An 11932-nucleotide genomic window follows, 5' to 3' on the forward strand; every position below is an offset into this window, starting at 1 on the left:
TTAGTTCTCTTCTAATACAGCAACGGTACGTTCAACGAGTGTTTTGGCAGCTAAGGGACCACCGTAAGGCCACGTGTCTCCGCCTAAAGCAAACACATTGTTTTCTTGTACAAAGGTTAAATCATTCCATACGGCGTTGTCGCTTAAATGGTCTTCAAAGATATTGTCACTATCTTGTACGATATGCATAAAGTTAGATTCTTCAATTTTTGTTAATTCTTCTACACCAACAGTCGCAAATCCAGCTGATTCAAAACTGCCAGAATCATAGGCGTTTGTAAGACCAATATTTTCTAGAATTTTGACAGCAAGGGCATTAGGGTTCGACAGACGAAATACAGGTGCCTGATTATCGGTATAACCCATGGCAAGAGTAAATTCTGTCGTATCCAAAGATAATTGGTCTATCGTGTTGTTCGCTTCTGTATAAATCGTTTCTAAATCTTCTAGTACTTCTTCTGCTGCATTAACCTGATCTACTGCCTTGGCAATCTCCATAAACGTATCTTCCATTTCTTCATATTGATCTATGCCTTCTTCTTCCTCGGGATAGGGATTGTACGTTAGCGTCGGTGCAATGGTTTGTAACTCTTGCAATACACTCTCGGTACGGTTATCAAGCATAATAATTAAATCGGGCTCAAGACCAGCAATGACTTCTAAATTAGGCTCTGTACGCAACCCAACGTCAACGACTTCATCTGATAACTCCGCATCAATATCTACCAAGTCTCAAACCCTTCGATATCGGCTACTCCTACTGGATCAATGCCAAGTGCAAGTAAATTTTCTGCATATAACCATTCTAAAGCGACGACTCGTTCGGGTACTTCATCTAGTACCTGTTCACCATAGATATCTTGCACAACGATTGAATCTTCGGATGTTTCCGTCGTATTGTCTGCTTCTGATGTTGCATCACAAGCAACTAGACTTAAAGTTAAAATTCCGACCGCAATACAAGTATGTTGTTTTCTCATATGTACACCCCAGTAATTAATATTGATAATCATTATCAATTATACATTTTTAGTTGGGAAAAGCAATTCCATTATTTTTTGTGAAAGAGAATGTAAATCATAGGGTGTAGGTTAGGTCAGTGTGAACAAAGTTTATTGCACCAATGTGGGTACGACGTATTTGAGTTCAATGCCAGTGATATACACAAATAAACCCCACCTGTATGAAAGGTGAGGGTTCGATTTAAGAAAAACATGTCTTGAAACTTTTTTAAAGAATTATGACGTATACGCACGCTGCCAAGCAACAGCATAAACAAGAATTTGAGAAATTGGAAAGATCAACATGATTACGATTGGATAGTACGGAAAAGACTCCGAAATAAATGGGTACAAAAGCATAAGGATTGTAATGAAAGGAAAACTATAGAAGATGCTGATATAAGCGAATCGTGTTGCTTTAGAAGTAATAAATTGTTCACGCTCGTCGTTTTCTTCAATTTCTGCTGGAAAAAGTAAGGATTTATTTTTCTTTTTATAAATCATGAATGTAATGAGTGAAAATAAACTAAAAAGCAAGAATGGTAATAAGTTTAAAGATGCAGACCAAGGTGGGTTTAACCCTTGTGAAGCGATCAATTGAGTGAATTGATAAAATTCAATTAACGACCAACCGAACAAAATGATAATTCCCACGGAGCTGAAAACTCCCCAAAACAATTTCATTGTTCTTCCTCCTCAATCGTAAAGATTTCTTCTACTTGAGATTCAAAAACGTTCGCAATTTGCATGGCGAGTAAAAGAGATGGGGTGTAACTGCCTTTCTCCAGGGCAACAATAGTTTGCCTAGTGACATTTACCGATTTAGCTAGCTTCTCTTGTGTGAGGCTATGTCTAGCCTCATTTCTTTGACTCGATTGTTTATTTTCATATGATCACCTTAGTTACAATGTAAACTCAACCTTACAATATGTCAAGTTGAGTTTACATGCGATTGTGCTTTTGAATGTTAATTAATAAATTGTGGTATCTTTTTACTGTGTATGGTGAACCTCACTGTGAAGTTGAGGGTGTTTGTGACAGTACAAGAATGTAAGGAAGGGCTGTTTATGAGAAGAATCACAACAATATCGACGACTTTAATTGTATTTCTTGGATTGTTAGTCGCTTGTGGAAACAATGATGAGGGTGCAACAAATTTCTTTGAAGAAAATAGAAATGAATGGCCTGAGTTAACTGTGATCGAGGATCAAATTGGCTCGGATTTTGAAGAGGTCAATGTGGAAAATGATAAAGGTAACAGTCGGGTACTCCTTTACGAAAATGATGGGAATGCAGAATATAAATCAATCTATATTCTAGATGAAGAACGTTTGAAAATTATTAGCATTGGGGAGAATGGCGAAGGACAAATTTATAATGAGGTCATTCGTTAACGAAGTTTAGTGAAGGGTTTCCTGCTAAGTTAGAAAGTACGGACACAAAATAGGTGAAAGCACCTTTTTGTGTTTTTTATGCAAGTGATTAAAGTTATGACGCTGAAAATTCTAGTCAGCATGCATGATAATAAAGCATTGAATGTTCTTCAAGTGAAGCCTGTAGTGATGATCTACAGATTGACTATGGTACGAATGGCATTATTTTGGTGTAAATGATGACTTATAAATTAGAAGTTATTCGTAATAAAATCATGCTTAAGTGTGAGTTGTTTCAGTATGTACAAGTTTTAATTTGCAGATGGACCAGTCTTATCATCCATACATCCTAATCGTCAGGGTTAAAATGATAGATTAGAGGATCCTGAACGTATACAACCTGGACTTGAGTTATGGATTACACGTCTATTTTCGTGATTTTCACCTCCTCTAAACTTGAGTCTAAGGTTCATTTTTAGTAACCATGATATGTGATAGATTCGTAGACGGAGGTGTTAAAGCATGAAACAATTTTTACTTTCGTTTACGTCTTTGGCGCTGATCGGTGTATTTGGAATAAATGATGCCGATGCTGCTGAACAAGAAGAGGTTGCTGATCTTGTTAATGAGGAAAGAGAAGAGAGAGGTCTCGATCCTTTGGAATTGGATGAAGATTTATCGGAAGTTGCTCAAGTGAAATCTGAGGATATGAATGAGAACAACTACTTCAGCACGTGAGCCCGGTTTATGGTTCGCCATTTGATGATGAGTGAATTTGGAATTGAGTACATGCGTGCAGCTGAAAATATTGCTATGGGACAACAGACTTCCGAACAAGTGATGGATGGTTGGATGAACTCAGACGGACACCGTCAAAACATCCTTGACCCAGAGCTTACTCATATCGGTGTTGGATATGAAGAAAACGGCAATTATTGGACTCAGATGTTTATTAGTGAATAACGTACCAAGCAGTTGAGAACAAGAAGTTCTCAACTGCTTTTTATTTATTTTCATGATCGATGTATGTGATCTTCTTGTTTGAATGTATCGGTGAAGCTAATTTGAAACTGCACAAGGTGGTTCGGTCCTAGGTGTGATATACTTTACAAAAAGATAGGAGGTAACCGTCCAATGGTAAAACGATACTAAACGAGAACCTACAACAATTTCATCAGCATGTAGGTTTTCTATAATTCTAATTATTTAATCAAATTATAGAGGAGATCTATGATGCTAACTCAAATAAATCAAAGCAATTATTATTTAGCGAATGATGACGCAAAAGAAAGACCAGCGTTAGGGTTGGTCTGTGGTGATAAGTATAGTCTAGTTATTGATGCTGGAAATTCTGCTCAGCATGCACGAGACTTTTTAAGAGAAGTTAAAGCATTGAATGTTCCTCCGGTGAAATATGTCGTGATTACGCACGGTCATTGGGATCACTTTTTAGGGGTGAATGAGTTTGAAGATACTAGCATAATCGTAAATAGCCTTACAAATGAAACGATCAAACAGTGGCAAAGGTATTCATTTGATGATGACTCTCTACAAAGGTACAGAGATTCTAGTTTGATTACGGAGCAGTGTGTTGAAGTGATTAAGGATGAAATACCTGAGCGGGAGTCGTTTAAATTAGTCTCACCTGACATTATTTTTCAGAATCAACTTACAATTGATCTAGGAAACAAAGTTTGTCTGCTTGAAACGATTAAGGGGACACATACCGATGATTCAACAATTGTATACGTCCCCGACAATAAAGTCATTTATCTGGGCGATTGCGCTTATGGCACGACAACGAACTCTTTGTTCCATTATAAACAATCTCATTTATTACCTATGATTGAGAGCATTACAAAGTATGAAGCAACGTACTCACTACTCGGACACGAATCCATATGCGACCGAGATGAAATGAATGTATATTGGAACGAACTGACCGCTACAAGCCGTGTCGTAGACTCGACTTCAATGGAGGAAGCTCTTGATTCTTTTAAGAAAGAATATCGTAGAGAACCGAATTCCAATGAAAAATTCTTTATAAAAGCGTTTGTGAATGACCGAAAGGTTCATTCAAACCGTGATAAGAGCTAACATCTTTTAGGGCACAAGTCAGGAATAGCAACCTGCTTGTGTCTTTTTGTGTAATAAAGGATGAAGAAGATAAGATTGGAGGGTGAATAATAAATGAGTTTACTTGATCGAATTGACACCATTTGTTTACGTGTTAGTGATGTTGAGAAGGCAAGTGGTTGGTATCAAAGCCTCTTAGGTTTTGAGGAGTCTTTTATAGGAGATCACTATCGAATCTTATCAATTGGTCATAGTGAAATGCCTTTAACGATTGAAGAAGGAGAAGTGAGCGAATCGCATAATAAAGTGTATCCCATTTTTTTCTCTAAAGATATTGAGAATACGTACAACGTACTAAAAGAAAATGGTGTGACAGTTAGCGAGTTACAAAGTGACGATGTAAACAAGTTCTTTGACTTCTATGATTTAGACGGTAATAAGTTGCAAGTTTGTTATTGGGCTTAAGATTTGTTTCAAAGGTGGGGAGTAAATGAATGCTTTGATCCAAGAGTTAAGAGACCATGATATTCATGTTTTGATAAGCGATGAACAAGTCATGTTAGAAGCTTTTCAGGATGCACCTAAAGAAACTTTCAAAGTAGATTATTTGATCATTGAACTATTCTCTATCGCTCGTATTTATGGCTATAAACGTGTAACCCTTGAATGCACGAATCAACTTCTTAACCAGCTTAACAAAACTCGAGAGAAAATGAGCATAGTCGGAGAAAGAGTTATGTACACATACCAAATGTCAAATGAAATGACCGTAAGTAAAGTTGACTATGAGGTGTGGCTTCCTTTTGAAGATCGTTCGATAAAGCTATTATCAAAAATTATGGGCGTTGATGACGATGAATCAAAGAACTTTCTGCAGAGTATGAGAGTTGAACTTCCATGTCAATTTCATAAGATGTTTACCGTGTATATTGTTGACGGAATTCCTGTGAGGATTGTCTTACCGCATATTGAACCTAACACAAATCAAGAGGGTCGTATGTTTTGGATCGGAATTCATCCAAACTATAAAGGGGTCGGTTATGGTGCTTTGTTACATAAATTAGGTTTGTATCGATTGCAAATGGATTTTCATGCTAAGACGTATTTAGGGATTACGACTATAAAAAACAAACCAATGAGGAATATCATGTTATCGAATGGGTGTAACCAGTTAAACAACACGTTGGTTTCATTAGAATATCGATTGAAAACAGAGATGTAAACGCAGCATTGGGTAAAATATTAGATTAGTCCCAAGGAACTTAGGGTAAAAGTATGTGATTGCACAAGAACCCACTTTAAATACGTCATTAATTTGGGAGACAGAAATCATGATAGTGTTAGGCGAACAATCAATTCATTTTATATAACTAAAGGAAAATCGGGAATAAAACAACTACCGATACGATATAGATCGCTAATGCTAAGATGGCTTTGACGCGTTCGCCTCTGTAAAGCATCTTTACCATGTTACGTGCTACAGCCAATGTTATAAGAGCAAGTGCGATCATGAAAGCTGGAAGTGCTCTTAACCATAAAGCGAACAAAAGAGATCCCATAGCAATAATTGGAAAGATACGATCAAGGAAAATAATAATCACCCTTTTATCACCAATACTGTTTCACATTCCATTCCTCTTTTTTCATGAATTCAAACGGTCAATGATGGGTACTCAACAATCGGTAGTGTGGCGATGATACGGTGATGGAGGAACTAATTTATGAATAGTAGCTTAGGTGTTTTATTAGGTGCAACGGTTATTTTTCTGTTTATTCTTTACTTTGTTGTAGAATCAGCAGCGCAAAAGGGGACCGACAATTCTGAGACGAAAAAGATGTTAGAGCAAGTTTTGAAGAAATTGGAAGATAAAGAGCGAAATAAGTGACTGTGTTAAAGACTCCATTACGAGAGACGATTGCAAGGTATAGTATTTTCTTTGATGGAAACTGTTAGATTAGTCTTCGCTAGGAGGTTAAGATGAAGAAGTATGCTATTGTAAATGCTTTTTTAATTGGATCCTTGTTTTTACATTCCTGCGATGATGGGGCTGAGGATTCTCAAGTTGGCGGAACGGATAATAATATGGATGAAGAACAAGAGTTACCTGAAGATGACGAAGAGAACAATGTCGACGATGAGCCATTGGATCTGGAAGGAGAAGACTTTACGGAAGAAAGTGATATCGACAATGAGGAAGCGTCTTCTGATGAAGAGGAGATCGTTAGTGAAACCGTGTACCTTTACTATATAGAGGACACTGAAGAAAGCGATGCCCAAAGATATAAAGAACAGACGACCATTTATGCTGCTGTCGAAGATGAGTTGTATTGGGCAGCGATTCATACGTGGGCTAGCGACAAAGACCATATGGTCGGAGATGTGCTTGTTTCACATGGTGTGGACGTTGATTATGTCGCCGAAAATGACGGAGTTGCCGAAGTTTCATTTTCTGAAGAATTGTATGATATTGACTTTCATTTGCCAATAAATGATGTGTTTCATGAGCAAGTTGGGCTGATGATGATGGAATTTGGGTACGAATCCACTCAAATTCTCGTGAATGGGGAAGCAATTGATGGTCCGTTGTTAATTGGGGACCAAATTACCGATCGCCCGTTTCGACTTCATGAAGATCGAAAAGAAGAATATGAAGAACGGAACTAGTTCGGAATTCAGTACACGTGAAGAATCAGTAATTCTAATAATGTAAAGATGCAAGAAAAAAGGGCAAATCAAAGAAGCGATGTAGTAATCGAGAATTAAGGTGCATGTCAGGGGTCACAACCTGTATGCGTCTTTTTTTGTAGTGATAAGTCATTGAATACAAAAGAAATAACAAGTTATTTGTAACTGTAAGGTTTAATTCCCGACCTATAAGTAACGCAGCTGCAGAAATGTTTTCCAGGAGGTGCATTGACAATAAAAAAAGATGTGATGAATAGTGAAAATCATTGGATGATCCGTACCTGAACGAAGTAAGATACTCAATTTTTAGGAGGAGATTCGTATGAAGAAGCTGTTAATCCTATTACCGATGTTTGCACTTGTAGCGATGCCACTGGGTGTACAATCTGTAGAGGCATCACCCGATCACGAACAAGAAACTGAACAGTCAAAGGGATCTGATGCTTTAATTACACCAGGATACAGTCCAATCTTCGAATGGACACCTGAAGAACAGCCGATACTCCAAAAGGGACCTGGAACGTCTTTTGAAAAAGAGTTTCTACAAGTGATGTTGACGCATTTCGGATTTGAAACGGACATTGATGGAATTTTTGGTGCACATACTGAACAACAAGTGAAGAATTTACAAGCAGATCAGGGTATTGCTCAGAGCGGAATTGTTGATGTGGATACTTGGGTTGTCTTGCAAGAAGAGTACGGAGAGAAGATCTTTACGGAAGAAAAAGCCATTACGTTTGCTGAAGAGGCTTTAGATAATGATGATCTTCGATTTGGTATCGTCGGATACAAAGACGTGATTTCAGAAAATAGAAGCTACTATAAAGTGCAAGCGAAAAGCCAAGAGCTGATTGATCACGGTGGAAGTGGAACCGTTGGATATTATGATGTTTACAATAATGGAGAAGTTGTAGAATCAGAACCTCCTAAGTAAGTGAATTTCTTTAATTAAGTCTTCTAAATCTCAGAGTGAAATCAATTTGTTTATGTAATCAACACAAAAAGGTTACTCATGCTTATGGGGCGCAATCTTGTAGATTGCGCCTTTCTTAGTGGGTTAGTACTTATTAATAAAAATAGATTATTATAAATTTGGCAACCCTGACATATAAGATGTCAGGGTTGTTGTCATACTATACAAAGTAACGGGGGTAATGATATGAGGTTGGAGCGTTTATTAGGGATCATCATTCATCTAATGTCTACAAATAAACTGATTACTGCTACTGAGCTATCAAAAAAATTTGAAGTATCGGTTCGAACGATTTATCGAGACATTGACTTAGTTTCTCAAGCTGGAATTCCAATTGCTTCTCATCCTGGTATGGATGGTGGGTTTCAAATTATGGAGAGTTTCTCGATAAACAAACAATCATTTTCTTTAGAAGATTTATCAGCTGTTTATCATCTCTTAACTGAAGTTGGTACTTCGCAATTTCAGAGCATCTCTGACAAAATCGCTGTGATCCAGCCTATGGTAAAAAAAGAAGACAACAAAATTTTAATGTCGATGAGTCATTCAAAAAAAGAGCGTTCGACTATAGAACTGTGGTTACATGCAATCAATCAAAACCGAGTGATCTCAATGAACTATACCGACGCAAAAGCAAAACAGTCATGTCGAGAAGTTGAACCCCGAAACCTCTTGCTTGAAGGTTCCAAATGGTACGGAGAAGCTTATTGCTTAAAGAAAAATGCTGAAAGAATCTTTCTTCTTTCAAGAATAAATGAGATTACTTTGTTAGATCGGCATTTTGAAGTTAGGTCGAAGGTTCAGCCTGATAATTCTAAGAGAAATGAATATCTACACTTACGCTTTACTAATGATGAAGAAGTCAAGCGGAGGGTGGTCGAGCAATTTGAAGACATTAGGACTGATGATGAACACATCAATGTTTATGCCCCTCTCTATGACCATAACTATGCGATTTCAGTAATTCTTAGTTATGGCTCAAACGTAGAAATCATTGCTCCTAAAGAAATAAGAATGGCCTTTTTAGAGGAATTGAGAAGAATGAACACTTTGTATTTTAAAGGAGAAAATAAGCGATGACAATTTTAGTTACTGGAGCTACAGGAACGATCGGATCACATATGGTAAACGTTTTAGCAGAGAAAGGGTATCGTGTAAAAGCTTTAACGAGAAACCCCCACTTCGCTCATTTCCCTGAAGGTGTGGAGGCAGTTAAGGGAGACCTTATGGATGCAGAGAGTTTACTGTCAGCATTAGAAGGTGTAGATGCAATGTACCTGCTAACGTCAAGTGACCAACTTGAAAACGACCTGAATACAGGTGCTGAAGTTGTTCGCATGGCTGAAGCATCAGGTGTGAATAAAGTGACTTTATTTACACTCTATGGTGAAGCTCAGTTGAGGACGCCGTTAAAAAAAAGTTCAATGGATTGGACATTTGTGCAAGCTGTAGGGTTCATGTCTAATATTCTGGATGATTGGAGGGAAATCATCATAAAAGGGGACACAGTAGAAACATTTTATGGTGACAAAAAAACATCCATGATTCATGAAAAAGACATTTCAGAAGTGATGGTTGAAACGCTCATAAATGATAAACATAATCATCAATTTTACACGCTCACTGGACCTGAACTCATCTCTCAAATCGATTGTCTAAAAATCATTGGAGAACAAATTGGAAAGCAGATTCCTGTCAAAGAAATGACTGAAAAAGAAGCAAGAAATCATTGGAGGCAAAAAGGGTTCGATGAAGAAAGCATTGAGTTTTTTGTTCAGATGAGCGTTGAGACACCTGAAGTTGGTTTACATGTATTACCAACAGTTAGAGAGATCCTAGGAAAAGAAGGAAGAACATTTGAGCAATGGGCAGAAGAAAATAAACACTATTTTCTTCCTGAGAAGGATGGCAATACAAATGGATGAATTAGCGATTGAAGTGAAAGACCTTGTAAAGTCCTTTGGGAAAGAGCGGGTTTTGGATCGTCTTCATTTATCGATTCCAAAAGGAATCGTTTACGGTTTATTAGGTCCAAATGGCGCAGGGAAAACGACTACGGTCCGGATTCTCTCAACATTACTAAAACCAGACGGTGGCCATGTGAAGATTCTCGGATATGACACTGAAAAACACGCTAGCGAAGTACGCAAACGAATTAGTTTAACTGGACAATATGCTTCCGTTGACGAAGACTTAACAGGGTTAGAAAATCTTGTGATGCTTGCTAGATTATTAGGATATCCAAAGAAACAGGCTAAAGAACGAGCCCGTGAATTATTGGAAGCATTTCGACTTGAAGATGCAGCGAAAAGATTGGTTAAGAACTACTCTGGAGGAATGAGGCGCAGAATCGATATTGCGGCAAGCATTATTGTCGCGCCAGAAATATTGTTCCTTGATGAACCAACAACAGGCTTAGACCCGGAAAGTCGTAACGAGGTTTGGGAGGTTATAAGGGCCTTTGTTAAAGGTGGAACAACGGTTATACTGACTACTCAATATTTAGAGGAAGCGGATCAACTAGCTGACCGCATTGCCGTCATTAATCGTGGGAAATTAATTGCAGAAGGAACGAGTAATGAGTTAAAAGATTCAGTTGGATTAAGTCGTCTTCACATCACGATTGTGAGTGAAAAAGATTTAAATGAAGCGAAGAAAATATTAGAACAAAAGCTTACAATAGAAGTTCAGATAGAAGGTATGACATTGAGTGCTCAAGTGAATAACCCTTCACTGGTGGCTTCTGCACTAGGTGAGTTGGCAAACAGACAAATCGAGATTACAGACTTTTCATTAGGAAGACCGACTCTTGATGAAGCGTTCTTGAACTTGACGAGCGATTCTATAGGAGGAGTGGAAGGATGAGTCATGAAATGGATCATACCCGTTTGCAACGTGTGATTTCAGGGGTTAAGCGCCCTGAGAACCCTAGTATGTTGCAAGCTACACTAGCTTTTTCATCAAGAGCTCTTATAAAGATCAAACATGTTCCTGAACAAATGTTTGATGTGACTGTATTTCCAATTATATTCCTCATGATGTTTACGTATTTGTTTGGAGGTGCACTATCAGGCTCAGCAACAGAGTATTTGCAGTATCTTTTACCAGGTATTCTTGTTATGACCGTTATTCAAATTACGATGTACACTGGAACAGAATTAAATAATGACATCAGAAAAGGAATCTTTGACCGTTTCAAAACATTGCCAATATGGCTTCCTTCGACATTAGTAGGTTCACTACTTGTTGATGTTATTCGCTATTCAATCGCGATGACAATCATGATTAGTTTAGGTTTTATTTTAGGCTTCCGTCCAGATGGCGGTGTAGTAGGTGTTTCACTTGCTGTAGTAACCATTTTAGTATTCTCGTTTTGTTTTTCATGGATTTGGACGACATTAGGTATTCTAATGCGGTCAGAGAAGTCTATTATGATGGCAAGCATGATGGTAATATTCCCGCTTACTTTCATAAGTAATGTATTCGTAGATCCGGAGACGTTGCCCGGTTGGTTACAAGTTCGTAGCGATAAATCCGATCTCTTTACTGACTACGGCTGTTCGAGGATTAATGCACGGAACAGCAACCTTACAAGATCTTACCTTAGTAATGGTAGTTGCAGCCATTCTTTTCATCATCTTTGCACCACTTACAATGTACTTATTTAGAAATAACGTCAATAAGTAGCGTAATCCAACCTTTAGTAATTGGACACAAGTTAGGAGTCACAACCTGCTTGTGTCTTCTTGTGTAATGAGGGTAGGTTGATGAAATGCGCGTTTACACAAAGGTATTTACGAACCTGACAATGTTAAAGCTAGTT

Annotated in this window: 14 protein-coding genes and 3 pseudogenes; 12 read left to right on the plus strand and 5 right to left on the minus strand. The window is 37.9% G+C overall.

Annotated features, from left to right (window positions below; genetic code table 11):
- The 4 genes and pseudogenes from JCM19038_RS13865 to JCM19038_RS25550 all read right to left on the minus strand — a co-directional run bounded on the left by JCM19038_RS13865 (position 1) and on the right by JCM19038_RS25550 (position 1890).
- Positions 1-729 (minus strand): iron-siderophore ABC transporter substrate-binding protein, encoded by a 729-nt coding sequence (locus JCM19038_RS13865; RefSeq protein ID WP_152549452.1) that lies wholly within the window; start codon positions 727-729, stop codon positions 1-3.
- Positions 723-980 carry a hypothetical protein gene (locus JCM19038_RS22380; protein ID WP_152549453.1) on the minus strand — a complete coding sequence of 86 codons (258 nt, stop codon included), beginning with the start codon at positions 978-980 and terminating at the stop codon, positions 723-725. The genes JCM19038_RS13865 and JCM19038_RS22380 overlap by 7 nt, the downstream gene beginning before the upstream one ends.
- A 258-nt stretch (positions 981-1238) precedes the next feature.
- Positions 1239-1685 (minus strand): hypothetical protein, encoded by a 447-nt coding sequence (locus JCM19038_RS13870; protein WP_042419087.1) that lies wholly within the window; start codon positions 1683-1685, stop codon positions 1239-1241.
- Positions 1682-1890 (minus strand): annotated as a pseudogene (locus JCM19038_RS25550) (helix-turn-helix transcriptional regulator). Before JCM19038_RS25550 ends, JCM19038_RS13870 begins: the two are co-directional and overlap by 4 nt.
- A 178-nt stretch (positions 1891-2068) precedes the next feature.
- Between JCM19038_RS25550 and JCM19038_RS13880 the strand changes: the two are divergent.
- The 5 genes and pseudogenes from JCM19038_RS13880 to JCM19038_RS13900 all read left to right on the plus strand — a co-directional run bounded on the left by JCM19038_RS13880 (position 2069) and on the right by JCM19038_RS13900 (position 5672).
- A complete protein-coding gene (locus JCM19038_RS13880; RefSeq protein ID WP_042419090.1) occupies positions 2069-2395 on the plus strand; it encodes a hypothetical protein in 327 nt (108 codons plus the stop codon).
- 501 nt (positions 2396-2896) lie between these two features.
- Positions 2897-3337 (plus strand): annotated as a pseudogene (locus JCM19038_RS21930) (CAP domain-containing protein).
- Positions 3338-3607: 270 nt separating this feature from the next.
- The gene (locus JCM19038_RS13890) at positions 3608-4471 is read left to right on the plus strand and encodes an MBL fold metallo-hydrolase (RefSeq protein ID WP_042419094.1); all 864 of its coding nucleotides are present in this window, start codon (positions 3608-3610) and stop codon (positions 4469-4471) included.
- A gap of 93 nt (positions 4472-4564) precedes the next feature.
- Positions 4565-4915 carry a VOC family protein gene (locus JCM19038_RS13895; RefSeq protein WP_042419097.1) on the plus strand — a complete coding sequence of 117 codons (351 nt, stop codon included), beginning with the start codon at positions 4565-4567 and terminating at the stop codon, positions 4913-4915.
- Positions 4916-4940: 25 nt separating this feature from the next.
- Entirely contained in the window at positions 4941-5672 is a 732-nt protein-coding gene (locus tag JCM19038_RS13900; RefSeq protein WP_042419099.1) for a hypothetical protein, read from the plus strand.
- Positions 5673-5820: 148 nt separating this feature from the next.
- Here JCM19038_RS13900 and JCM19038_RS13905 read toward each other — a convergent pair whose 3' ends face one another.
- On the minus strand, positions 5821-6051 hold the full coding sequence (locus tag JCM19038_RS13905; RefSeq protein WP_042419102.1) for a hypothetical protein: 231 nt from the start codon (positions 6049-6051) through the stop codon (positions 5821-5823).
- A 120-nt stretch (positions 6052-6171) separates the two neighbouring features.
- Here JCM19038_RS13905 and JCM19038_RS22915 point away from each other — a divergent pair, with 120 nt between their 5' ends.
- The 7 genes and pseudogenes from JCM19038_RS22915 (at position 6172) to JCM19038_RS13935 (ending at position 11796) form a co-directional block, all read left to right on the plus strand.
- Positions 6172-6336 carry a hypothetical protein gene (locus JCM19038_RS22915; protein ID WP_193745136.1) on the plus strand — a complete coding sequence of 55 codons (165 nt, stop codon included), beginning with the start codon at positions 6172-6174 and terminating at the stop codon, positions 6334-6336.
- Positions 6337-6428: 92 nt separating this feature from the next.
- On the plus strand, positions 6429-7115 hold the full coding sequence (locus JCM19038_RS13910; RefSeq protein ID WP_042419105.1) for a hypothetical protein: 687 nt from the start codon (positions 6429-6431) through the stop codon (positions 7113-7115).
- Positions 7116-7458: 343 nt separating this feature from the next.
- Positions 7459-8070, plus strand: a complete 612-nt coding sequence (locus tag JCM19038_RS13915) for a peptidoglycan-binding protein (RefSeq protein ID WP_042419107.1) — start codon at positions 7459-7461, stop codon at positions 8068-8070.
- Between the two features lie 231 nt (positions 8071-8301).
- On the plus strand, positions 8302-9189 hold the full coding sequence (locus tag JCM19038_RS13920; RefSeq protein ID WP_193745137.1) for a YafY family protein: 888 nt from the start codon (positions 8302-8304) through the stop codon (positions 9187-9189).
- Positions 9186-10034: an SDR family oxidoreductase gene (locus tag JCM19038_RS13925; RefSeq protein WP_042419112.1), complete on the plus strand. Its 849-nt coding sequence runs from the start codon at positions 9186-9188 to the stop codon at positions 10032-10034. The genes JCM19038_RS13920 and JCM19038_RS13925 overlap by 4 nt, the downstream gene beginning before the upstream one ends.
- Positions 10027-10974 carry an ATP-binding cassette domain-containing protein gene (locus JCM19038_RS13930; RefSeq protein WP_152549454.1) on the plus strand — a complete coding sequence of 316 codons (948 nt, stop codon included), beginning with the start codon at positions 10027-10029 and terminating at the stop codon, positions 10972-10974. The genes JCM19038_RS13925 and JCM19038_RS13930 overlap by 8 nt, the downstream gene beginning before the upstream one ends.
- Positions 10971-11796 (plus strand): annotated as a pseudogene (locus JCM19038_RS13935) (ABC transporter permease). The gene JCM19038_RS13930 and the pseudogene JCM19038_RS13935 overlap by 4 nt, the downstream one beginning before the upstream one ends.
- Positions 11797-11932: the final 136 nt, after the last annotated feature.

It is taken from the genome of Geomicrobium sp. JCM 19038 (genome assembly GCF_000698125.1).
Lineage (GTDB): Bacteria > Bacillota > Bacilli > Bacillales > Marinococcaceae > Geomicrobium_A.

What these genes read in the sequence shown, in the direction of transcription:
- JCM19038_RS22380 (WP_152549453.1), bottom strand. Translation starts at nt 980, where the DNA reads ATGAGAAAACAACATACTTGTATTGCGGTCGGAATTTTAACTTTAAGT.
- JCM19038_RS13870 (WP_042419087.1), bottom strand. Translation starts at nt 1,685, where the DNA reads ATGAAATTGTTTTGGGGAGTTTTCAGCTCCGTGGGAATTATCATTTTG.
- JCM19038_RS13880 (WP_042419090.1), top strand. Translation starts at nt 2,069, where the DNA reads ATGAGAAGAATCACAACAATATCGACGACTTTAATTGTATTTCTTGGA.
- JCM19038_RS13890 (WP_042419094.1), top strand. Translation starts at nt 3,608, where the DNA reads ATGCTAACTCAAATAAATCAAAGCAATTATTATTTAGCGAATGATGAC.
- JCM19038_RS13895 (WP_042419097.1), top strand. Translation starts at nt 4,565, where the DNA reads ATGAGTTTACTTGATCGAATTGACACCATTTGTTTACGTGTTAGTGAT.
- JCM19038_RS13900 (WP_042419099.1), top strand. Translation starts at nt 4,941, where the DNA reads ATGAATGCTTTGATCCAAGAGTTAAGAGACCATGATATTCATGTTTTG.
- JCM19038_RS22915 (WP_193745136.1), top strand. Translation starts at nt 6,172, where the DNA reads ATGAATAGTAGCTTAGGTGTTTTATTAGGTGCAACGGTTATTTTTCTG.
- JCM19038_RS13910 (WP_042419105.1), top strand. Translation starts at nt 6,429, where the DNA reads ATGAAGAAGTATGCTATTGTAAATGCTTTTTTAATTGGATCCTTGTTT.
- JCM19038_RS13915 (WP_042419107.1), top strand. Translation starts at nt 7,459, where the DNA reads ATGAAGAAGCTGTTAATCCTATTACCGATGTTTGCACTTGTAGCGATG.
- JCM19038_RS13925 (WP_042419112.1), top strand. Translation starts at nt 9,186, where the DNA reads ATGACAATTTTAGTTACTGGAGCTACAGGAACGATCGGATCACATATG.
- JCM19038_RS13930 (WP_152549454.1), top strand. Translation starts at nt 10,027, where the DNA reads ATGGATGAATTAGCGATTGAAGTGAAAGACCTTGTAAAGTCCTTTGGG.